22 protein-coding genes are annotated in these 21,275 nt (G+C 67.7%); 10 read left to right on the top strand and 12 right to left on the bottom strand.

The window, feature by feature from the left end:
- Nucleotides 1-28 precede the first annotated feature (28 nt).
- The 3 genes from pdxA (at nt 29) to LXM94_RS19605 (ending at nt 2,614) form a co-directional block, all read left to right on the top strand.
- Entirely contained in the window at nt 29-1,054 is a 1,026-nt protein-coding gene (gene pdxA, locus LXM94_RS19615) for a 4-hydroxythreonine-4-phosphate dehydrogenase PdxA (RefSeq protein ID WP_235773151.1), read from the top strand.
- Nucleotides 1,054-1,884, top strand: a complete 831-nt coding sequence (rsmA, locus tag LXM94_RS19610; protein WP_235773150.1) for a 16S rRNA (adenine(1518)-N(6)/adenine(1519)-N(6))-dimethyltransferase RsmA — start codon at nt 1,054-1,056, stop codon at nt 1,882-1,884. The genes pdxA and rsmA overlap by 1 nt, the downstream gene beginning before the upstream one ends.
- Before the next feature lie 115 nt (nt 1,885-1,999).
- Nucleotides 2,000-2,614 carry a methyltransferase family protein gene (locus LXM94_RS19605; RefSeq protein ID WP_235773149.1) on the top strand — a complete coding sequence of 205 codons (615 nt, stop codon included), beginning with the start codon at nt 2,000-2,002 and terminating at the stop codon, nt 2,612-2,614.
- Between the two features lie 9 nt (nt 2,615-2,623).
- Here LXM94_RS19605 and gmk read toward each other — a convergent pair whose 3' ends face one another.
- From gmk to fabD, 10 genes are all read right to left on the bottom strand, one after another.
- Nucleotides 2,624-3,289, bottom strand: a complete 666-nt coding sequence (gene gmk / locus LXM94_RS19600) for a guanylate kinase (RefSeq protein ID WP_235773148.1) — start codon at nt 3,287-3,289, stop codon at nt 2,624-2,626.
- A 3-nt stretch (nt 3,290-3,292) separates the two neighbouring features.
- Complete coding sequence (locus LXM94_RS19595) at nt 3,293-4,180, bottom strand: YicC/YloC family endoribonuclease (protein ID WP_235773147.1); 888 nt, start codon at nt 4,178-4,180, stop codon at nt 3,293-3,295.
- A gap of 156 nt (nt 4,181-4,336) precedes the next feature.
- Nucleotides 4,337-4,591, bottom strand: coding sequence for an acyl carrier protein (locus LXM94_RS19590; RefSeq protein ID WP_235773146.1), 255 nt, complete (start codon nt 4,589-4,591; stop codon nt 4,337-4,339).
- A gap of 1 nt (nt 4,592) precedes the next feature.
- Entirely contained in the window at nt 4,593-6,077 is a 1,485-nt protein-coding gene (locus tag LXM94_RS19585) for a hypothetical protein (protein WP_235773145.1), read from the bottom strand.
- Nucleotides 6,074-7,660 (bottom strand): AMP-binding protein, encoded by a 1,587-nt coding sequence (locus LXM94_RS19580; RefSeq protein ID WP_235773144.1) that lies wholly within the window; start codon nt 7,658-7,660, stop codon nt 6,074-6,076. Before LXM94_RS19580 ends, LXM94_RS19585 begins: the two co-directional genes overlap by 4 nt.
- A 336-nt stretch (nt 7,661-7,996) precedes the next feature.
- On the bottom strand, nt 7,997-9,169 hold the full coding sequence (gene mltG / locus LXM94_RS19575; protein WP_235773143.1) for an endolytic transglycosylase MltG: 1,173 nt from the start codon (nt 9,167-9,169) through the stop codon (nt 7,997-7,999).
- 153 nt (nt 9,170-9,322) lie between these two features.
- Complete coding sequence (gene fabF, locus LXM94_RS19570; protein ID WP_235773142.1) at nt 9,323-10,582, bottom strand: beta-ketoacyl-ACP synthase II; 1,260 nt, start codon at nt 10,580-10,582, stop codon at nt 9,323-9,325.
- 104 nt (nt 10,583-10,686) lie between these two features.
- A complete protein-coding gene (locus LXM94_RS19565) occupies nt 10,687-10,923 on the bottom strand; it encodes an acyl carrier protein (RefSeq protein WP_097139127.1) in 237 nt (78 codons plus the stop codon).
- 282 nt (nt 10,924-11,205) lie between these two features.
- A complete protein-coding gene (gene fabG, locus LXM94_RS19560) occupies nt 11,206-11,943 on the bottom strand; it encodes a 3-oxoacyl-[acyl-carrier-protein] reductase (RefSeq protein WP_235773141.1) in 738 nt (245 codons plus the stop codon).
- A gap of 38 nt (nt 11,944-11,981) precedes the next feature.
- Entirely contained in the window at nt 11,982-12,926 is a 945-nt protein-coding gene (fabD, locus tag LXM94_RS19555; protein WP_235773140.1) for an ACP S-malonyltransferase, read from the bottom strand.
- Nucleotides 12,927-13,138: 212 nt separating this feature from the next.
- On the opposite strand from fabD, the gene LXM94_RS19550 reads away from it, so the two are divergent.
- Nucleotides 13,139-14,182, top strand: coding sequence for an aldo/keto reductase (locus LXM94_RS19550; protein ID WP_235773139.1), 1,044 nt, complete (start codon nt 13,139-13,141; stop codon nt 14,180-14,182).
- Between the two features lie 100 nt (nt 14,183-14,282).
- Here the strand turns inward: LXM94_RS19550 and LXM94_RS19545 are convergent, their stop codons facing one another.
- Complete coding sequence (locus LXM94_RS19545) at nt 14,283-14,609, bottom strand: hypothetical protein (RefSeq protein WP_235773138.1); 327 nt, start codon at nt 14,607-14,609, stop codon at nt 14,283-14,285.
- Between the two features lie 531 nt (nt 14,610-15,140).
- Between LXM94_RS19545 and rpsF the strand changes: the two genes are divergently transcribed.
- The 6 genes from rpsF (at nt 15,141) to LXM94_RS19515 (ending at nt 20,890) form a co-directional block, all read left to right on the top strand.
- Entirely contained in the window at nt 15,141-15,602 is a 462-nt protein-coding gene (gene rpsF, locus LXM94_RS19540; RefSeq protein WP_235773137.1) for a 30S ribosomal protein S6, read from the top strand.
- 24 nt (nt 15,603-15,626) lie between these two features.
- A complete protein-coding gene (rpsR, locus tag LXM94_RS19535) occupies nt 15,627-15,875 on the top strand; it encodes a 30S ribosomal protein S18 (RefSeq protein WP_023515801.1) in 249 nt (82 codons plus the stop codon).
- Between the two features lie 217 nt (nt 15,876-16,092).
- Nucleotides 16,093-17,070 carry a DUF2232 domain-containing protein gene (locus LXM94_RS19530; RefSeq protein ID WP_235773136.1) on the top strand — a complete coding sequence of 326 codons (978 nt, stop codon included), beginning with the start codon at nt 16,093-16,095 and terminating at the stop codon, nt 17,068-17,070.
- A gap of 21 nt (nt 17,071-17,091) precedes the next feature.
- Nucleotides 17,092-17,667, top strand: coding sequence for a 50S ribosomal protein L9 (gene rplI / locus LXM94_RS19525; protein ID WP_235773135.1), 576 nt, complete (start codon nt 17,092-17,094; stop codon nt 17,665-17,667).
- Nucleotides 17,668-17,851: 184 nt separating this feature from the next.
- Nucleotides 17,852-19,138 carry an SAM-dependent methyltransferase gene (locus LXM94_RS19520; protein WP_235773134.1) on the top strand — a complete coding sequence of 429 codons (1,287 nt, stop codon included), beginning with the start codon at nt 17,852-17,854 and terminating at the stop codon, nt 19,136-19,138.
- Nucleotides 19,139-19,390: 252 nt separating this feature from the next.
- Nucleotides 19,391-20,890: a replicative DNA helicase gene (locus tag LXM94_RS19515; protein ID WP_235773133.1), complete on the top strand. Its 1,500-nt coding sequence runs from the start codon at nt 19,391-19,393 to the stop codon at nt 20,888-20,890.
- A 51-nt stretch (nt 20,891-20,941) separates the two neighbouring features.
- Here LXM94_RS19515 and LXM94_RS19510 read toward each other — a convergent pair whose 3' ends face one another.
- Nucleotides 20,942-21,244 (bottom strand): AzlD family protein, encoded by a 303-nt coding sequence (locus tag LXM94_RS19510; protein WP_235773132.1) that lies wholly within the window; start codon nt 21,242-21,244, stop codon nt 20,942-20,944.
- Between the last annotated feature and the right edge of the window lie 31 nt (nt 21,245-21,275).

The raw sequence follows: 21,275 nt of genomic DNA, 5'->3' as shown, positions 1-21,275 counted from the left end.
GGCCCGCGGCCCTCCCGCCGGATCACAGATGACCGACAAGACACCAGCACCCCTCGCCCTGACGATGGGGGACCCGGCGGGCATCGGCCCCGACCTGACGCTCCAGCTCTGGTCGCGGCGGCGCGCGCTGTCGCTGCCCCCTTTCCTCTTCATCGGCGATCCGCGCCTGCTCGCCGAACGCGCGGCCGATCTCGGCCTGCGCGTTCCGACCGCCGAGGCCCGGCCCGAGGACGCGGCCTCCGTCTTCGACGAGGCGCTTCCCGTGCTCGGCATCGAACTCGCGGCGCCGGCGACCGCCGGCGCTCCCGCCGCCGCCAATGCCGGGGCCGTCATCCGCTCGATCGAGGCCGCGGTGGAACTCACCTTCGCGGGCCGGCTCTCCGCCGTCGTCACCAACCCGATCGCCAAGTCGGTGCTCTACGAGGCCGGCTTCGGCTTTCCCGGCCACACCGAGTTCCTCGCCGATCTCGCCGAGCGGCGCACCGGCGAACCGGTGCTGCCGGTCATGCTGCTCGCCGGGCCGAAGCTGATGAGCGTGCCGGTGACGATCCACATCCCGCTGAAGGACGTGCCGGCGGCGCTGACCGAGGATCTCGTCTACCGCACCGGCGCCATCACGGCGGCGGACCTGAAGCACCGCTTCGGCATCGCGGCACCGCGCCTTGCCGTCGCGGGGCTCAATCCGCATGCCGGCGAAGGCGGCGCGCTGGGGCTCGAGGACGACGCGATCGTCCGGCCGGCCGTCGAACGGCTGCGTGCCGACGGGATCGACGCGGTCGGCCCGCTGCCGGCCGACACCATGTTCCACGACGCCGCGCGCGAGACCTATGACGTGGCGCTCTGCATGTATCACGACCAGGCGCTGATCCCGGCCAAGGCGCTCGGCTTCGACGATTCCGTCAACGCGACGCTCGGCCTGCCCTTCATCCGCACGTCGCCCGACCACGGCACCGCCTTTTCGCTCGCCGGCAGCGGCAAGGCGAAGCCGGACAGCCTGCTGGCGGCACTGCGGCTCGCCGCGCGGCTCGGCGCCCGTGGCGGGGCTTTCCGCTGATGGCCGCGCTCGACGGCCTGCCGCCGCTGCGCGACGTCATCCAGCGCCACGGGCTCGACGCGAAGAAGGCGCTCGGGCAGAACTTCCTGCTCGACCTCAACCTCACCCAGAAGATCGCCCGCACGGCCGGCCCGCTGGAGGATTGCACGGTCATCGAGGTCGGCCCCGGCCCGGGCGGCCTGACGCGGGCGATCCTGGCGCTCGGCGCGAAGAAGGTGATCGCCGTCGAGCGCGATTCGCGCTGCCTGCCGGCGCTCGCCGAAATCTCGGATCATTATCCCGGCCGCCTGGAGGTGATCGAGGGCGACGCGCTGAAGACCGACTTCGCCGCGCTTGCGGATGGCGGCCCGACGCGCATCATCGCCAACCTGCCCTACAATGTCGGCACGCAGCTTCTCGTCAACTGGCTGCTGCCCGGCGGCTGGCCGCCCTTCTACCGATCGATGACGCTGATGTTCCAGAAAGAGGTCGGCCTCAGGATCGTGGCGCGCGAGGACGACGACCACTACGGCCGCCTCGGTGTGCTCTGCGGCTGGCGGACGAACGCCCGCATGGCCTTCGACGTGCCGCCGCAGGCCTTCACGCCGCCGCCGAAGGTGACCTCCACAGTCGTGCATCTGGAGCCGATCGCGACCCCGCTCGCCTGCGATGCCCGGGCGCTCGAACGGGTGACGCAGGCGGCCTTCGGCCAGCGGCGCAAGATGCTGCGCCAGAGCCTGAAGCCGGTCGGCGGCGAGGCGCTGCTGGCGCGCGCCGGCATCGACCCGCAGCGGCGGGCCGAGACGCTGTCCGTCGCGGAGTTCGTGGCGCTCGCCAATGAACTGGAGTGAAAGCCTCTACCTTCAATCCGCCACGATTGACCTGATCGGATGCCCGCCATCCGCATGCCGTCCGCGATCCTGAACAGGTGACCCGGCCGCATGCCTCCGACTGCGAGGCCCATCCATGAATGCCGCAAGACCCTTCAGACAGAAACGCCGGATCGCCGCCCTCTGGCTGCTCGCCACGTCCTTCGCCACGCTGTTCCTCGTCTCCCAGCCGAGCTGGGGCGACGGGACAAGCTTTCATGAGGCGACGGAGGTCACCGGCCTCATCCTCGTCTTCTTCGGCGTGCTCGGGCGGCTGTGGAGCATCCTCTTCATCGGCGCGCACAAGAATGCGGCCCTGGTGACCTCCGGCCCCTATTCGATGACTCGCAACCCGCTCTACGTCTCCTCGCTGGTGGCGATCGCCGGCATCGGCCTGATGTTCGGCTCCTTCACGCTGACGGCGCTGCTGGTGGCGGCAAGCTACGGCATCTTCCGCTATACCGCCCTGCGCGAGGCGGACTTCCTCGCAAGCCGCTTCGGCGCCGCCTACGACGCCTATGCCAAGCGCACGCCGCTCTTCTGGCCGAACCCGGCGGCCTATTCCGGCGAGACCGAGGTCGCCTTCTCGCAGGCGGCCCTTGCCAAGACCTTCCTCGACTGCCTGTTCCTGATCGCGCTCTTCCCGCTCCTCGAAGGCATCGAGCAGTTGCAGGCGGCGGGCTATCTCACAGTGCTCTTCCGCATCCCGTGAGCGCCCGGCTCAAAGGACCGGCTTCTCCGTGAGCAGCCGGGTCACGAAGTCGTAGAGACCGGGCCGGCGGTCGCGCCGCAGCCGCTCGGCCTCGACGATGGATTTCAGCGACATATAGGCCCGGTTGAGGTCGTCGTTGACGACGATGTAGTCGTATTCCCGCCAGTGCTCGATCTCCGAGCGGGAATTGGCGAGCCGGGTCGCGATGACCTGCTCGGTGTCCTCGGCCCGCCGGTGGAGGCGCGCCTGGAGCTCGGTCATGGTCGGCGGCAGGATGAAGATCGAGACGACGTCCGCCGGCATCTTCTCCTGAAGCTGCTGCGCGCCCTGCCAGTCGATGTCGAAGAGCATGTCGCGGCCCGCCGCCATCGCGTCCTCGACCGCCTCGCGCGGCGTGCCGTAGAAATTGCCGTGCACCTCCGCCCACTCCAGCAGCGCATCGGAATCGCGCAGCCGCTCGAACTCGCGGATGCCGACGAAACGGTAGTGCACGCCCTCGATCTCGCTCGGACGGCGCTGGCGCGTCGTGACGCTGACCGACAGGCTCAGATTCTTGTCGTTCTCGAGCAGGCTGCGGGCGATCGTCGACTTGCCGGCACCGGACGGGGACGAGATGACGAGCATCAGCCCCCGGCGCGAAATCTCTACCAAATTGGGACGGCCCGGCTCGTACATGCCCTACTCCAGGTTCTGGATCTGCTCGCGAAACTGGTCGACGACCACCTTCAGCTCGATGCCGGCGGCGGTGACGGCCGCAGCGTTCGACTTGGAACAGATCGTATTCGATTCGCGGTTAAATTCCTGTGCCATGAAATCGAGCTTGCGCCCGACCGGGCCGCCGGCGGCAAGCAGCGCGCGCGCCGCGGCGATATGGGCGCCGAGCCGGTCGATCTCCTCGCGCAGATCCGCCTTGGTGGCGAGCAGCGCGGCTTCCTGGTGCAGCCGGTCGCGGTCGAGCATCGCGCTGCCCTGCACGAGCAGCGCCACCTGCTGGGCCACGCGCTCGACGAGGGCCGCGACGGTGCGGCTCGGATCGCTTTCGACCAGCGCCACGAGCTCCCCGATGCGGCCGAGCTGGAGCAGCAGCACGTCGCGCAGCGCGGCACCCTCGCGCAGACGCATGTCCTTCAACTGCGCGATGGCATCGACAAGACCACGGCGGAGATCCGCGTCGCGCGAAAGCCGCGCCGCCTCGTCATCCTCGGGTTCGCGGAAGTCGATGATGCCGCGCACGGCGAGCAGCGCGTCGAGGCGGAGCGGCGCCGGATCGACGATGCCGGAGAGCTGCTCACGCAGGGCGAGAACGGCCGAGAGCGCCGCCTGGTTGACGACCGGCTCGACGACGCTTTCGCCGACGCTGAGCGACAGCCCGATCTGCAGGTTGCCGCGCGCGAAATGGGCGGCCGCCTCGCGCCGGACATCGGCCTCGAGATGTTCGCAGCCCTGCGGCAGGCGGACGCGCAGGTCGAGGCCCTTGCCGTTGACGGAGCGCAGCTCCCAGACCCAGCGGAAACGGCCGCTGGTTCCCTCCGTACGGGCAAATCCCGTCATCGATTGCAGTGTCATGGCCCACCCTCGTTCGCCGCCCCCGCCGGCCGCTTGCGGCGGCGGGGAGAATCGGTGGCGCAACGATGGAGGATGACGGCGCGGAAGGAAACGGGGCGCCCGGGCAATCGCCCGGCGATCCACATGGAACTGCCGGGCGCCGGGCGTCGCCGCCGTTTACTGCAGCGTGCGCGTGCCGACCAGGCGGGCGAGATCCGAGATGGTGTCGAGGGCGGAGACGTCGAAATCCGCGCCGGCGAGATCGAGGCCGAAATCCTGCTCCAGCAGCATGATCATCTCGGTCGCGGCGAGCGAATCGAGACGGCCGGTGACGAAGAGGGATTCCTCGTCCGTCACCGGCGACGTGTCGCCGCGGGCGGCGAGCAGGCTGCCGACGGTTTCGCGCAGGCGTTCAGTGGTCGTAAGGCTCATGTCATACTCCGAACAGGCTCATGAGGAAGTGAAGGCGTTCGCCCAGGGTGAAGGCGTCGATCGGCTCGTTGAAGATCGCAAGCAGGCAGAAGAACAGGCCGACATGGACGCGTGGCAGCACGTCGTAACGCAGGACCCCGTCCTCCGGCTTCGGCTTGCGCTTGCGCATCTGCGAGACGATGAGGCCGCCCGCAAGCACCGTGCAGTAGAAGAGGTAGCTCTCGAAGGCGTGCAGGCCCTGCCAGAGCCCGTCCTCGGCGAGCAGGTCGATGCGGCCCATGAAATGGAACAGCCAGTTGCCGACGCAGGCGGCCGAGAAGGTGGCGAAGGCGACGCGCAGGCGGGGATGTTTCTTGAACCAGCGCAGGAAGGCCGGATAGAAGAAGAAATCGACCAGCAGCTCCTTGAAATAGAAGTAGTAGCGGTTCCAGAATTCCGCGAGGCTGCGGGCGGCGAGCGGGCGTACCGTGTTGCGCGGAATGCAGTAGCCGGCGACCCGGATCAGCGCCACGACGATATGGCCCCAGGCCGCGAGATGCAGAAGATCCTGCAGGTAATGGGTGACGAGCGCCGTCCAGGAGGTGGCGAGCGGCAGCGGCGTGCCGCCGATCGCCGCGGACATCGCCTCGGCCAGCGTCGGCAGTCCGGCCTCGCGGTTGACGAGCTCCACCGAGACGGCATAGGCCGCCGTCAGGAGGGCGCCCCAGACCATGAGCTTCAGGCCCTTGAGGCGCGACACGGCGAGCGCCGCGTCATCCTTCGCCTCGAACTTCGCCAGGAAGCCGGCGCCCTTGCCGATCGGCAGGGTGGGGCCTTCCCAGAACGGCCGGAAGAAGGCGGCGCGCGGATAGGGATCGACGGTCTGCTTCACCTTCTGGTCGGCCAGCGCATAGGCGATGCACCAGAAGCCGGAGGCGAGCGTCGCGAGGAACAGCCAGGTGACGGCCTCGAACCGCGCCGGCAGCGCGCCGGAGAGGGCGAGCGCGACGAGGGCGAAGAACACGGCCATCATCGTGACGACCGGATGGCGGGCCGGCGCCGTCTCGCGGAAGGTCGACTGGAGCCGCAGGGCGGCAAGGCCGAAGGCGAGGAATGCCAGGCCGGCACCGGCGAAGAGCATGCGAGGATCGACCGCGCCGACCGTTTCGGCCAGCCGCAGGGTGAAGGCGCCGAGGTCTTCCGACCGCGTCGGCCGCAGCATGACGAAGAGCAGGGTCGTAAGCCCGATGACGAGCGTCCGGCGGGCCGGCATGGCGGCGCAGCCGAGGAGACCGAGCGCCGCGATGAGAATGCTGCCCGACCCCGGATTCGTGGCGCCGAAGACGAGGAGGACCGCAAGGTGCAGCAACGCCACGCCCGGCCTGCTTGCCGCGAAATCGACGACGGCCGGATTCCGGTCCATGCCGAGCCAGGCGGCACGCAGGCCGAGCAACCGGCCGACCGGCCCCGGACGCGCGGCGCCGGGAAGGAAAACGGCGTCGCTCATGCCGCGCGTCCCTCCGCTTCCGGCACGAGGCCGCGCTCGAGCCTGTCGAACAGCGCCTTGCGGTCGACCTTGCCGTTGGCGTTGAGCGGCAGGTCGTCGAGGAGATGCACCGCGCCCGGCACCATATAGGCGGGCAGCCGCTCGCGCAGCGCCGCTCGGATCGCGTCCGGCGTGCCGGCGGCGCCGACGGCAAAGCCGACGATGCCGGTCGCCGAGCCCTGCGTGGCCGGCCAGGCGACGGCGGCGACATGGTCGGAGCCGGAGGCGGCGCGCAGATACATCTCCACCTCCTCCAGCTCGACGCGGTTGCCGAGCACCTTCACCTGGTTGTCGATGCGGCCGAGGTGATGGAAGAGGCCGTCGGCGTCGGTCATGCCGAGATCGCCGGTCAGATACCAGCGCACGCCGTCGATGACGGGGAAACGGGCGGCCGTCAGGTCCGGCTGGCCGAAATAGCCGGTGGCCAGCTGGGCGCCCGAAAGCGCGATCTCGCCCGGCGTGCCGGCGGGAAGCTGCCTGCCCTCGCCGTCGAGGATCGCCGCCCGCATGCCGGGATAGGCCGCGCCGATCGCCACGATCTCGCGCTTCGGCGTGACCGCGACGGGCTCGACCACGGGCTGGCGCAGGCAGGCGATCGTCGCCTCCGTCGGGCCGTAGATGTTCTCGACCCGGCTGTCGGGCGCCGCCTCCGCCCAGGCGCGCGCGGCACCCACCGGCAGCGGCTCGCCGCAGAACATCGAGATGCGCAGGCTCGGCAGGCTGCCGGCCTCGAGCGTGCGGTTCTGCCGCATCATGGCGATGATCGACGGCACCGACAGCCAGGTGGTGATCTGCCGGTCGCGGATGAAGCGGGCCGGCGCCACCATCTGCAGCGGCGTCATCACATGCAGCGACGCGCCGGCCTGCCAGGTCAGGAACATGTTGTGGACGGAGAGGTCGAAGGTGATGTCGCAGGTCTCGGCGGCGCGGTCGTCCGGGCGGAAGCCGAACCAGGCCTGCATCACGTCCATGTAATGGTTGACGGCGCCGACCGGCACCATGACGCCCTTCGGCACGCCGGTCGTGCCGGAGGTGAACTCGATATAGGCGAGGTGATCGGCATCGACCGCGGCCGGCTGTGCCGGACCGCCTTCCGGCAGGCTGCCGAGGCGCTGGACGACAATGCCGTCGAGGTCGAGCGCGAGGCGCGCGTCGTCGGCAAGAACGACGGTCGACGGCAGGACCGCCCTCACCCGCTCGGTGATCATCGCCGCGCCGCGCGCGTCGACGACGAGCGCATCGAGCGCGAGCGTTTCGAGCAGCATCACCAGGCGCTCCTCCGGCAGCTTCAGGTTGAGCGGCACATAGGTTCCGCCCGACCAGGCGGTGCCGAGGATGCCGGCGCAGGCGGCAAGGCTGCGCGAGGCGAGAATGCCGACGCGACCGGTGTGGGCGACGGGCCGGACGACGCCGGCAAGACGACGCGCGAGGCCGGCAAGATCGCCGTAGGTCAACTCGGTTCCGGCGACGGAAAGTGCCAGAAGATCCGGATTTTCCCGCGCGTGATGATAGACATCGAACGAAAGGTTTCGTCCAGCAGCCATGTCGCCATCCCCTCATCTAAACTTCAGGTGGCGGCCACTATGGTCGAGCAAAGCTTTAAATTCAAATAACGACGCGAAATAGAGTTACTTTAATATTTTGTTTTTATTAAAATTTTACCTTCTGCCTCGACCCCGCGGCGTCGGGTCGCCAAGGGTTGCATGATACCCGGAACTGCATCCCGCCGCGCCTGCCCGGCCCGCGGGCCGCCCTCGCCCTCCCGCTGGAAACCGCCTGCTTTTTTTGCCGGTCCCGCACACGGCGACGCACGGAACCGGCGGCTTAAGGCAGCGCTTGACGTTCTTCGGCCCGCTCCGGGAGCGTTCGGCGTCGGCCGATCACTCGGCCGGGGCGGCTTCGGCTTCCTTCGCCGCCTCGGCGGCCTTCTCGGCCTCGAGCTTGCGCCAGCGCCGCACGTTCTCGTTATGCTCGTCGAGCGATTCGGCAAAGGCGTGGCCACCCGTGCCGTCGGCGACGAAATAGAGGTCGGTGGTGCGCGACGGATTGGCGACGGCTTCCAGCGCCGCGCGGCCGGGATTGGCGATCGGCGTCGGCGGCAGGCCCTTGATGACATAGGTGTTGTAGGGCGTTTCCTTCTCGAGGTCCGACTGGAAGATCGCCCGGTCCGACGGCTTGCCGTCGCCGCCGAACAGGCCGTAGATGATCGTCGGATCCGACTGGAGCCGCATGTTCTTCTCCAGCCGGTTGATGAAGACCGACGCGACGCGGGGCCGTTCGTCGGCACGGCCGGTCTCCTTCTCGACGATCGAGGCGAGCGTCACGAGTTCCTCGGGCGTGGCGATCGGCAGGTCGTCGTCGCGCTTTTCCCAGATCTGCTCGACGAGCGCCTTCTGCGCCGTCAGCATCTGCTGCAGGATGTCGGCGCGTTTCGTGCCGCGGGAGAACTTGTAGGTGTCGGGCATCAGCGTGCCTTCGGCCGGCAGGTCCGCCGGCAGGTCACCCTCCAGCACCGGGTCGTCGGCCAGCCGGCGGAAGATCTGCTTGACCGTCAGACCTTCCGGCACCGACACGCTGTAGAGGATCGACTTGCCCGACTTCAGCAGCTCCAGGATCTCGCGCATCGAGGCATTGGCCTTGAGTTCGTATTCGCCCGCCTTCAGCGTCGTGCCGTCCTCCAGATAGATGCTCGACAGGGCGCGGAAGACGCGGCCGTCGGTGACCGCGTTGTTGCGCTCGAGGCTTGCGGCGATCTCGTTCAGGCCGGCGCCGCTGCGCACGATGAAGTTGGTGTTGGCGACGAGCGGTCCGGGCTTCTCGTAGCTGTCGATCGCGTAGTAGAAGACCGCCGCGGCGGCGATCGTCACCAGCACGATCATCGTCATCACGAAGTTCAGGAAGATGACGAGCTGGCTGCGGGCCTTGCGCGAGCGGCGCGGCGGCAGCGGCACCTTCTCGGGTCGCAGGGCCTCGTTGGCCGACTTCGGAATGATGCGGCCATTGCCCTCGCCGCGACCGAATTGCGTATCGCCGGAACCGTTCGTGTCGCTCACGGAAAATCCTCACTCCTAGTGCCTCGGCACTGTACCAGACGGGTCATCGTTCTAGTACAGAGCAATACGGCAAAAACAGGTACGGGGCCTTGCGGCCCCGCTCTCGGTCGTCGTCGGTTCGGGGCGCTCGGCCGTGGACTGTGCCGGCCGCACCTACGCGTAGCGGCGCAGCACCAGCGACGCGTTGGTGCCGCCGAAGCCGAAGGAATTGGACAGCGCCACGTTGATCTCACGCTTGCGCGCCTTGTGCGGCACGAGGTCGATCGCCGTCTCCACGTCGGGATTGTCGAGGTTCAGCGTCGGCGGCGCGATGTTGTCGCGGATCGCCAGCGCCGCGAAGATCGCCTCGACGGCGCCGGCCGCCCCGAGCAGATGGCCGATCGCCGACTTGGTGGAGGACATCGAGACCCTGGCGGCATTGTTGCCGACCAGGCGCTCGACGGCGCCGAGCTCGATCGTGTCGGCCATGGTCGAGGTGCCGTGCGAATTGATGTAGTCGACGTCCGCCGCCGAAAGGCCGGCGCGCTTCAGCGCCATCTGCATGCAGCGATAGGCGCCGTCGCCGTCCTCGGAGGGGGCGGTGATGTGATAGGCGTCGCCGGAAAGGCCGTAGCCGACGACCTCGGCATAGATCTTCGCGCCGCGCGCCCTGGCATGCTCGAGGTCCTCGAGGATCACGATGCCGGCGCCCTCGCCCATCACGAAGCCGTCGCGGTCGCGGTCATAGGGGCGCGAGGCGGCGGTCGGGTCGTCGTTGCGGGCGGTCGACAGCGCCTTGCAGGCGGAGAAGCCGGCGAGCGCCATGCGGGAGATCGGCGATTCCGTGCCGCCGGCGACCATGACATCCGCATCGCCGAGCGCGATCAGCCGGGCGGCGTCGCCGATGGCATGCGCCCCGGTGGAACAGGCGGTGACGACCGAATGGTTCGGGCCGCGCAGCTTGTGGCGGATCGACACCTGGCCAGAGGCGAGGTTGATCAGGCGGCCCGGAATGAAGAAGGGAGAAACGCGCCTCGGTCCCTTGTCCCTGAGGACGTAGCCGGCCTCGACAATGCCTTCGAGCCCGCCGATGCCGGAGCCGATGAGAACGCCCGTCGCGCACTGGTCGTCGTCGGTCTCGGGATGCCAGCCGGCATCGTCCAGCGCCATGTTGGCCGCCGCCATCGCATAGACGATGAACTGGTCGACCTTGCGCTGCTCCTTCGGCTCCATCCACTGGTCGGGATTGTAGGTGCCGTCCGAGCCGTCGCCGCGGGGGATGAAACAGGCGATCTGGGCGGAGATGTCGTCGACCTGGAACTCGGTGACACGGCGCGCGCCGCTCTTGCCGTCCAGAAGTCTCGACCAGGTTATCTCGGTGCCACAGCCCAAAGGCGATACCATGCCGGTACCGGTGATAACGACACGCCTCATTGTCCGTGATCCACCCTGCCTGTCTTGTTATCGTTCGAAGTGCAGTTGCGGCCCCTTGGCGGAGGCCGCGACGGGCCGACAGGCCCGTCGGGACTCTCGTGTGGTCAGGCCTGGGCCTTCTCGATGAACTTGACGGCGTCGCCGACCGTCAGGATCGAATCCGCCGCATCGTCGGGGATTTCGACGCCGAACTCTTCTTCGAAGGCCATGACCAGTTCGACGGTGTCGAGCGAGTCCGCGCCCAGATCATCGATGAAGCTCGCGCCTTCGCTGACCTTGTCGGCATCGACGCCCAGATGATCAATGACAATTTTCTTTACGCGTTCTGCGATATCGCTCATGTCGGATTCCTCGACCTTTGTTATATTCACGATGCCTTCGACGGCACCGGTCACTCAACCAACCTGCAACGCCGCGATATGGTGCAGCAGGCAATCCCTTCAACCGGAAGCGCGGTTTCGGCGCTCGTCAAAACGCCCTCGGAGCCTCGCGCATTCCGTGCCGACTGCTTTCAGTCATGGCCCGATTAACACGGTTTAAGTCCGCCGGAAAGCCTGAAAATCGCACCGCCGACGCCGGTCAACATGCTATTTTCACTGGCGCCACGGCGCTTTGCCGCGGCCTCAGATCATCGCCATGCCGCCGTTGACGTGCAGCGTCTGCCCGGTCATGTAGCCGGCCTCCGACGAGGCGAGATAGGCGACGGCCGAGGCGACTTCCGCGCCCGTGCCCATGCGCTTCATCGGGATCGCTCCCATGATCGCGTCCTTCTGCTTGTCGTTGAGCTTGCCGGTCATCGCCGATTCGATGAAACCCGGCGCGACGCAGTTGACGGTGACGTTGCGGGTCGCGATCTCCTGGGCGAGCGACTTGCTGAAGCCGATCATGCCGGCCTTGGAGGCGCAATAGTTCGCCTGGCCCGGATTGCCGGTGACGCCGACGATGGAGGTGATGTTGATGATGCGGCCGTAGCGGCGGCGCATCATCGGATGGGTCAGCTCGCGCGTCAGGCGGAAGACGGCCGTCAGGTTCACTTCCAGTACCGCGTCCCAGTCGTCGTCGCTCATGCGCACGAAGAGGCCGTCCTTGGTGATGCCGGCATTGTTGACGAGGATGTCGACGCCGCCGAGCTCGGCCTCCGCCTTCTCGCCGAGCGCCTTGACCTCGGCGCGGTCGGAGAGGTTGGCCGGGAAGACGTGGACGCGCTCGCCGAATGCGTTGGCGAGCGTTTCCAGCTTCTCGACGCGGGTGCCGTGCAGGCCGACGACGGCGCCCTGCGCATGAAGGATGCGGGCGATTTCCTCGCCGATGCCACCGGACGCGCCGGTCACCAGGGCCTTGCGGCCGGAAAGATCAAACATGGGTCCTGTCCCTATCGTCTGTGTCCAGTTGCCGGCGATCAGCCGAGGATCGACTGAAGCGCCGCGTCGATGTCGGCAGCGGTGTTGACCGCGATGCCGTTCACCGACTTGTCGATGCGCCGCGCGAGGCCCGTCAGCACCTTGCCGGAGCCGATTTCATACAAAGTCGTCACAGTGTTGGCGGCGAACCATTCGACGGTCTCGCGCCAGCGCACCTGGCCGGTCACCTGTTCGACGAGCAGCCGGGCGATCTCCGCCGCGTCGGAAACCGGTGCCGCAAGCACGTTGGCGACGACGGGCACGACGGGCGGGCGCATCGCGACACCGGCGAGCGCCTCGCGCATCGCCTCGGCGGCAGGCGCCATCAGCGCGGAATGGAAGGGCGCGGAGACCGGCAGCATGAGGGCGCGTTTGGCGCCCCTGTCCGTCGCGAGCCTCGCCGCCCGTTCGACGGCGGGCTTCGCCCCGGAAATGACGATCTGGCCGCCGCCATTGTCGTTGGCGATCTGGCAGGCGCCGTCGGCAAGCGACTCCGCACAGACAGCCTGCACGTCGCCGTGTTCGAGCCCGATGATCGCCGCCATGGCGCCCTCGCCCACCGGCACGGCCGCCTGCATGGCATTGCCGCGGATGCGCAGGAGCCGGGCGGTGTCGGCCAGCGAGAAGGTGCCGGCGGCACAGAGCGCCGAATATTCGCCGAGCGAGTGCCCGGCGACATAGGCGACCGTGTCCTTCAGCGACAGGCCGCGGGCCGCCAGCACGCGCATCACGGCGATCGAGACGGCCATCAGCGCCGGCTGGGCGTTCGCCGTCAGCGTCAGGCGGTCTTCCGGTCCGTCGAACATCACCTCCGACAGTTTCTCGCCGAGCGCCTCGTCGACCTCGGCGAAGACGGCGGCGGCTTCCGGGAAGGTCGCGGCGAGCTCCCTGCCCATGCCGACGGCCTGGCTTCCCTGGCCGGGAAAGGTGAATGCGATGGTCATGGGATGCCTCTTCCCTATGGTTTTTGCCCTCCATTCACGCAATATGTCGCGGAGTCAAGCGTCGCGAGGGCCGCGGACCAGCCCCCGACGCTTCTATCCGCCGTAAAGTGGCCCGGGAAATCACAAGCCGGCCGTTTCCGGCCATCCGTCCCTTGCGCTTGCCGGCGAGCGTCCTACATTCGCCCCCGTTCTCCAAAAAGGAATTTTCCCGCATGAAATACAACCCGCTCGGCCGCACCGGCATCGCGGTCTCCGAAATCTGCCTTGGAACCATGACCTGGGGCTCGCAGAACAGCGAGGCAGAGGCGCATGAGCAGCTCGACTATGCATTGTCCCGGGGCGTGAACTTCATCGATACGGCGGAACTCTATCCGACGACGCCGCTTTCCGAGGAGACCTACGGCGACACGGAGCGCCTCATCGGCTCCTGGCTCAAGGCGCGCGGCAGCCGCGACAGGGTCGTGCTGGCGACCAAGGTGGCGGGGCCGGGCCGGCCCTATATCCGCGGCGGGGCGCCGATGACCAAGGACGGCATGGTCGCGGCGATCGAGGGCAGCCTGAAGCGGCTCAACACCGACTATGTCGACCTCTACCAGCTGCACTGGCCGAACCGCGGCCACTACCATTTCCGCAACGCCTGGACCTACAGCCCCTGGGAGCAGGACCGCGAGAAGGCGGAGGCCGACTTCGTCGAACTCCTGGAAACGGCGGCGGACCTGCACAGGCAGGGCAAGATCCGGGCGCTCGGCCTCTCCAACGAGACGGCCTGGGGCACGATGCAGTATCTTCGGCTCGCCGAGGAGAAGGGCCTGCCGCGCGTCGCCTCGATCCAGAACGAATACAACCTGCTCTACCGGGCCTACGATCTCGACCTCGCGGAACTGTCCCACCACGAGGACATCGGCCTGCTCGCCTATTCGCCGCTTGCCGCCGGCCTGCTGACCGGCAAGTATCTCGGCGGCGCGCGGCCGGAAGGCTCGCGCCTGACGCGCAACGGCGACCTCGGCGGCCGCTTCCAGCCGCATCAGGAGCCGGCCGTCGCCGCCTATGTGGCGCTTGCCCGCGAGCACGGGCTCGACCCGGCGCAGATGGCGCTCGCCTTCTGCCTGACGCGCCCCTTCACGGCCTCCGTCATCATCGGGGCCACCTCGATGGAGCAGTTGAAGACGGACATCGCCGCGGCCGACGTAACCCTCGCGCCGGAGGTGATGAACGGCATCCGCGCCCTGCACCGGCGGTTCCCGGCACCAATCTGACGGCGCCGGCGACCGGCGGCAGGAGACAAGCTCCGGCGGCGAAATGGCCCGCGACCGATACCGGTCGCGGGCCATTCGTCAGGCGCCGCCGCGAAGGCCGCTACTGCGCGGTCCCGCCTTCGGCCGGCTGGCTGTCGCCGGGCTGCGCTTCGAGGGGCTGCGTGCCCGTCGTCGACTGGCCATCGGCCGGAGCCGCGTCGGGCGTCTCGATCGCCGAGGTATTGGCGTTCGGATCCACGCCGTCACCCGGCGTGCCGGCGTAGTAGAAGATGCCGACGGCCACGAGCACGGCGAGGATGACCGCAGCCGCCCAGCCACCTGTGGAACTGCCGCGCGTGGTGTTCACGACGGTCGGCCCGCGATCCTCGACGGGACGGTTGGCCATTGTCGGATCGTGGGGTCGATTGACACGATTGGGATCCTGCATTGCTTCACTCCCTGGTTGACATCGCCCCCACAACGCACCGGGCGGCCGGAGGTTCCCGTCTTCCCGGATCGCGGCCCGGCGACCGCGTTTGCGTCCAGGGCGTCATGCCGAGGCCTTTCGTGCGCGGCAGCCGCGCCGCGGTGCTGCGCCACGGCGGCGACTGAGCGGATTATACGCTCATTGCGGGAACGGAGGGGAAGTTTTCGCGCGGCGGCGGCGCATCGACGGGCGCGCCGGCCGGCGAAAGCCGTGCCGCGGCAGGCAATTCCGTCCAGGGGCTTGCTTCAGGGCGAAAAATCCGTATAAGCGCGCTGTTCGAAACACCCGGTCTATCGGCTGGTGGCTGAACGGAGGGCCGGTTTCCGTGATTGGAAACCGTTCGGAGCCGAGGGCTCCAGCCTCCCGTGTCTCCGCTCTCGACCGTCTGGATGATACGCTTTTCTTGCCCGGAGCCACACAGCTCCTGAGAACTGTCGTTGAGGCTTGGCGCCGATGCCGGGTGATGGATAAACGCAAGAAAGGCAAAGCCCAATGGCACTTTACGAACATGTATTCCTGGCCCGCCAGGACGTGTCCGCCCAGCAGGTCGACGGTCTCGTCGAGCAGTACAAGGGCGTGATCGAAGCGAACGGCGGCAAGGTCGGCCGCGTCGAGAACTGGGGCCTCAAGTCCCTGACCTACCGCATCAAGAAGAACCGCAAGGCGCATTACGCGCTGATGGACATCGATGCCCCGGCCGCCGCCATCCACGAGATGGAGCGCCAGATGCGCATCAACGAAGACGTGCTTCGCTACATGACGATTGCCGTCGAGGCCCATGAAGAGGGCCCGTCCGCGATGATGCAGAAGCGCGACCGCGACGACCGTCCGCGCCGCGACGGCGACGACCGTGGCCCGCGCCGCGACTTCGGCGATCGCGGCCCGCGCCGTGATTTCGGCGACCGTCCGCCGCGCCGCGACGGCGACCGTCCGGCCCGCGAAGACCGCGCGTAATCGCAGTAGAAGGAGATTAAGACAATGGCTGATGTTTCTTCCGCTCCGGCACGCCGCCCGTTCCACCGCCGTCGCAAGACCTGCCCGTTCTCGGGCGCGAACGCACCGAAGATCGACTACAAGGACGTCCGTCTGCTGTCGCGCTACATTTCCGAGCGCGGCAAGATCGTTCCGTCCCGCATCACGGCCGTTTCCCAGAAGAAGCAGCGCGAACTCGCCAAGGCGATCAAGCGCGCCCGCTTCCTCGGCCTGCTGCCCTACGTCGTCGCCTAAGGCCGGCTGACGCAAGGGCCTGACTCCAGGGTCGGCCCCCATGACTCCGGGTGAGGCGGACACGCCTTGCCCCCTCCCTTCCGCGATGGGCGCGGATCGGAACCGCCGGCAGACCGCGCGACGACGGGCGACTGCCGAAATCCCATGTTGGGGATGCGTTCCTGAATCGAAATGTCAGGAAACTCCCCTAACTGTCGGAAAAGACAGGACAGCGACCGTGAAGACCGTAACCTGGAACGCACTTGCCACGGGGCTCGTGGCCGGCATTACCGCCGCTCTGCTGTCGCTGAGCGCGAATGCCCAGTCGTCCCTGGCGATCGTGCTCTACGCCGCTTCCGCCCTTCCCATCCTGATCGCCGGCCTCGGCTGGGGCAAGACCAGCGCGCTCGTCGCCGTCGCGGCGGCCGGCGTCAGCGCCGCACTGCTCGTCTCCTCGCACTTCGCGCTGCTCATCGTCATCATCACGCTCATTCCGGCCGGCTGGCTCAGCAACCTCGCGAACCTCGCCCGGCCGGCCGCGGAACTCGGCGGCCCCGACGACGCGCTCGCCTGGTATCCGCTCGCCAACATCATGACGCACCTCGCCTTCATGGTGACCCTGGGCATGATCGCCGTCGGCGTCATCGTCGGCTACGACAGCACCATGGCCGACCGGCTGGTGGAGATCGTCATCGAGACGCTGAAGGCGCAGGAGCCGCTCTACAACCCCGATGCCGGGGCGGTTGCGCAGATGAAGGCGGTCTTCACGCTCGCCCTTCCCGTCGTGCAGGGTGCGCTCTGGGTCTTCCTGCTGTTTGCCGCCTATTACATCGCCTCCGGCATCGTGCGCCTGTCCGGCACGGGGCTTCGCCCGCGCGAGGACATGCCGACCGCGCTCAGGATGCACCGCAACGCCGCCTTCATCTTCCTCGCCGGCCTCGTCGCCGCCTTCACGGGCGGCGTGCCGGCCCTCATCGGCGCGCTCGTCTGCGGCACATTCGGCGCCGGCTTCGTGCTGGCCGGCTTCGCCGTGCTGCACCACCGCACCCGCGGCAAGGCCTGGCGGCCGGGTGCGCTGTGGCTTGCCTATATTTCTGTGCTGCTCTTCACGCTGCCGGTTCTCGCCATCCTGGTTCTCGGCCTGACGGATACGCGGCGTTCCATAGCGCTGACCCCCGCCGGACCGAAACCGGACCCGAATTCCACCAGACCCTGACACCACGAAAGGAAACCAACCATGGACGTCATTCTCCTCGAACGCATCGCCAAGCTCGGCCAGATGGGCGAGACCGTAAAGGTCCGCGACGGCTTTGCCCGCAACTACCTGCTGCCGCTCGGCAAGGCGCTGCGCGCCAACGCAGCCAACAAGAAGCGCTTCGAAAGCGAGCGCGCGACGCTCGAAGCGCGCAACCTCGAGCGCAAGTCGGAAGCCCAGAAGGTCGCCGAGACGCTTGACGGCAAGTCCTTCGTCGTCGTGCGCTCCGCCGGCGAGACCGGCCAGCTCTACGGCTCGGTCGCGGCCCGTGACATCGTCGACGTGCTCGCCGCCGAAGGCTTCAACGTCGGCCGCAACCAGGTCGAGCTCAACACGCCGATCAAGACGATCGGCCTGCACAAGGTCGTCCTGCACCTGCATGCCGAGGTCGCGATCACGATCGAGCTCAACGTCGCCCGTTCGGCCGACGAAGCCGAGCGCCAGTCCAAGGGCGAAAGCCTGACGTCCGCCGACGCGATCTACGGCGTCGACGAGGACGCGCTGACGGCAGCCGACTTCTTCGACCCGGAAGCAGACGGCGACAACGAGGAAGCCTGATCGGCGTCCGGCGGGCCGCGACAGGCGGCCCGCCCCTTCCGGCTGCAAAAAAGCCCGGGTTGAAATTCGGCTTTCTCCGCTATTATCTATAGATCGTTAGACTGGATTGGCGGTCGGGCCGTTCCCCGGGGGCCGGTTTTCGACCAGCCCCGTTCCGCCACACCTGCGTGACGGAGTTTGGCGGATGAAATTCTTTCTGAACGGCATTGTCTCGCGTCTGGTGCAGACCGGGAACCTCACGATCACCTATCCGGACGGAAGCTCGACGTGCTTCGGCGACGGCACGGGCACTCCGGTGCACATGCGCCTCAACAGCCGCAAGGCCGTCTGGGGGCTCATACTCGACCCCGCCTTCTATCTCGGCCATCACTACGGCAGCGGCGATATCGACATCGTCGAGGGCGGCATATACGGCCTGCTGCAGACCGTCTTCACCGGCAATCCGGACTTCAAATATTACGACGGGCGCTGGAACCGGCTGCTCGAGCGGGTGCGCTACCTGTTCCGCTGGGCGCGGGAGAAGAACGGCATCGGCCGGTCGCGGCGCAACATCCAGCACCACTACGACCTGACGGGGGCGCTCTACGACCTGTTCCTCGACGAGGACCGGCAATATTCCTGCGCCTATTTCGAAACGCCCGACCAGACGCTCGACGAGGCGCAACTCGCCAAGAAGCGGCACATCGCGGCGAAGCTCAGCATCGGCCGGCCCGGCCAGTCGGTGCTCGACATCGGCAGCGGCTGGGGCGGCATGGGGCTCTACCTCGCCCGGCATCTCGGCGCGAAGGTGACCGGCGTGACGCTCTCCGACGAACAGCACGCGCTGTCGCAGGCCCGCGCCCGCACGGCGGGGCTCAGCGACGAGGTGACCTTCCTCCTGCAGGACTACCGCAACACGACCGGCCAGTTCGACCGTGTCGTCTCCGTCGGCATGTTCGAGCATGTCGGGCGGCCGAACTACCTGACCTTCTTCCGCAAGAGCGCGTCGCTCCTGAAGCGCGACGGTGTCATGCTGCTGCATACGATCGGGCGGACGGACCGGCCGAGCGCCAACAACCCGTTCATCGAGAAATACATCTTCCCCGGCGGCTACATCCCGGCGCTTTCGGAGGTGATGCAGGCGGTGGAGAAGAGCGGGCTCGCCGTCACGGACATCGAAATCCTGCGCCTGCACTATGCCGATACGCTGCGGCACTGGCGCAGCCGCTTCATGGCGCGACGCGACGAGGCGAAGGCGCTCTACGACGAGCGGTTCTGCCGCATCTGGGAGTTCTACCTCGCCGCCTCGGAAAGCGCCTTCCGCTGGCAGAACCTCGTGGTCTTCCAGCTGCAGCTCGTCCACGACCAGGGGGCGGTGCCGCTGACGCGCGACTATGTCGGCCACGGCGAGTCCTGCCTCAAGGCGCGCGAGGGCGACGGCAAGGCGGCTGCGAAGGGCGCGCGCAAGTTCCCGCAGGAGGCAAGCCTCTGACGGCGTCAGCAGGCACACGTCGCGACGCCCGCCTCCCCGCGCCTGGGTTGCAGGAGTCAAGCCGTCCCGTGCGGAAAGCGACGGCAAAGCGCGATTTTGCAGCCGGTGTGACCGGCATGCCTCCGCCATGCTGTGGATAGGTCGAACACTTTTGGCAAAATGGGCCCGGACGACGCCGTCCCTTGACCTTGAGTGCCGATGGGAGGAAACCAGTTTCCTTCACTCCCATGCCCGTGAAAGAGATTCGGACCGATGAACGACGCTGTGCGCAAGCTTGCAAATCCAGGCCGCGACGACCAGGGCCTGCATCACCGCGAGGCGCCGAGCAACATCGAGGCCGAGCAGGCGCTGCTCGGCGCGATCCTCGTCAACAACGACGCCTATTACCGCGTCTCGGACTTCCTGAAGCCGGGGCATTTCCAGGAACCGCTGCACCGCAGGATCTTCGAGCTCGCCGGCGACACGATCCGCATGGGCAAGATCGCGACGACGATCACCCTGAAGACGCACCTGCCGTCGGACGGCAAGGTCGGCGACCTGACGATCCCGCAATATCTCGCGCGGCTTGCCGCCGAAGCGGTGACGATCATCAACGCGGAGGACTACGGCCGCGCCATCTACGACCTGGCGCTCCGCCGCTCGCTGATCACCATCGGCGAGGACATGGTCAACATCGCCTATGACGCGCCGCTCGACATGCCGCCGCAGGCGCAGATCGAGGATGCCGAGCGCCGCCTCTTCGAACTCGCCGAGACCGGCCGCTACGACGGCGGCTTCCAGTCGTTCAACGACGCCGTGGCGCAGGCGATCGACATGGCCGGCGCCGCCTTCGAGCGCGACGGCAACCTCTCGGGCATCTCCACCGGCATCCACTCGCTCGATTCCAAGATGGGCGGCCTGCAACGCTCGGACCTGATCGTGCTGGCCGGGCGCCCCGGCATGGGCAAGACCTCGCTCGCCACCAACATCGCCTGGAACATCGCGCATTCCTACGAGGCCGAGGTGCAGCCGGACGGCTCGTTCAAGGCGAAGAACGGCGGGGTCGTCGGCTTCTACTCGCTCGAAATGTCCTCCGAGCAGCTTGCCACCCGCGTCATGTCGGAGCAGACCGAGGTCTCCTCCTCCAAGATCCGGCGCGGCGACATTTCGGAGGCGGATTTCGAGAAGCTCGTCGGCTTCTCGCAGGAAATGCAGAAGGTGCCGCTCTATATCGACCAGACCGGCGGCATCTCGATCGCCCAGCTCGCGGCGCGCGCCCGCCGCCTCAAGCGGCAGCGCGGCCTCGACGTGCTGGTGGTCGACTACGTGCAGCTGATGACCGGCTCCGGCAAGTCGAACGAGAACCGCGTGCAGGAAATCACGCAGATCACGACCGGCCTCAAGGCACTCGGCAAGGAGCTGAACGTGCCGATCATCGCGCTGTCCCAGCTCTCGCGTGCTGTCGAAAGCCGCGAGGACAAGCGCCCGCAGCTCTCGGACCTGCGCGAATCCGGCTCGATCGAGCAGGACGCCGACGTGGTGCTCTTCGTGTTCCGCGAGGAATACTACGTGAAGAACATGGAGCCGCGTGACGAGTTCGACCCGAAATACGATGAGTGGAGGATGCAGTTCGAAAAGGTGAAGGGCACCGCGGACGTCATCATCGCCAAGCAGCGCCACGGCCCGACCGGCACCGTGAAGCTTGCCTTCCAGTCGGAATTCACCCGCTTCACCGACCTCGCGGACCCGTCCTTCACCCAGTACGAACACTGAGGCCGGCGGCGAACCTCCAAGCCCCCGGACCGTGAGCTCCGGGGGCCTTCATCACAGGCCGGACGCGCGCAGCAGGGCGACGCAGACGACGCCCGAAGCGACGGCCGCAAGCATCGGCAGGCGCAGTGCCGCGACCGCCGTCAGCGCGCAGGCGATCGTCTCGGCCGGTCCGGTCGCAAGCGCCGTCGGCGCGACGACCGCCATCAGCACCGCCGGCGGTATCGCTTCGATCGCGGCGCGGACCTGACCCTCGATCGCCACGTGACGGACGAGAAGCAGCCCGGCAAGGCGCGTCAGCACGGTGGCGATGGCCATGGCGAGGATCGCGAGCAGGGTTGCGGCGTCGAGGCTCATGCGCGTGCCTCCTCGGCCGACGGGCCGCCGC

Source organism: Rhizobium alarense (genome assembly GCF_021555155.1).
Classification (GTDB): domain Bacteria; phylum Pseudomonadota; class Alphaproteobacteria; order Rhizobiales; family Rhizobiaceae; genus Rhizobium_D; species Rhizobium_D alarense.
This window is presented reverse-complemented; position numbering and strand designations above follow the sequence as displayed.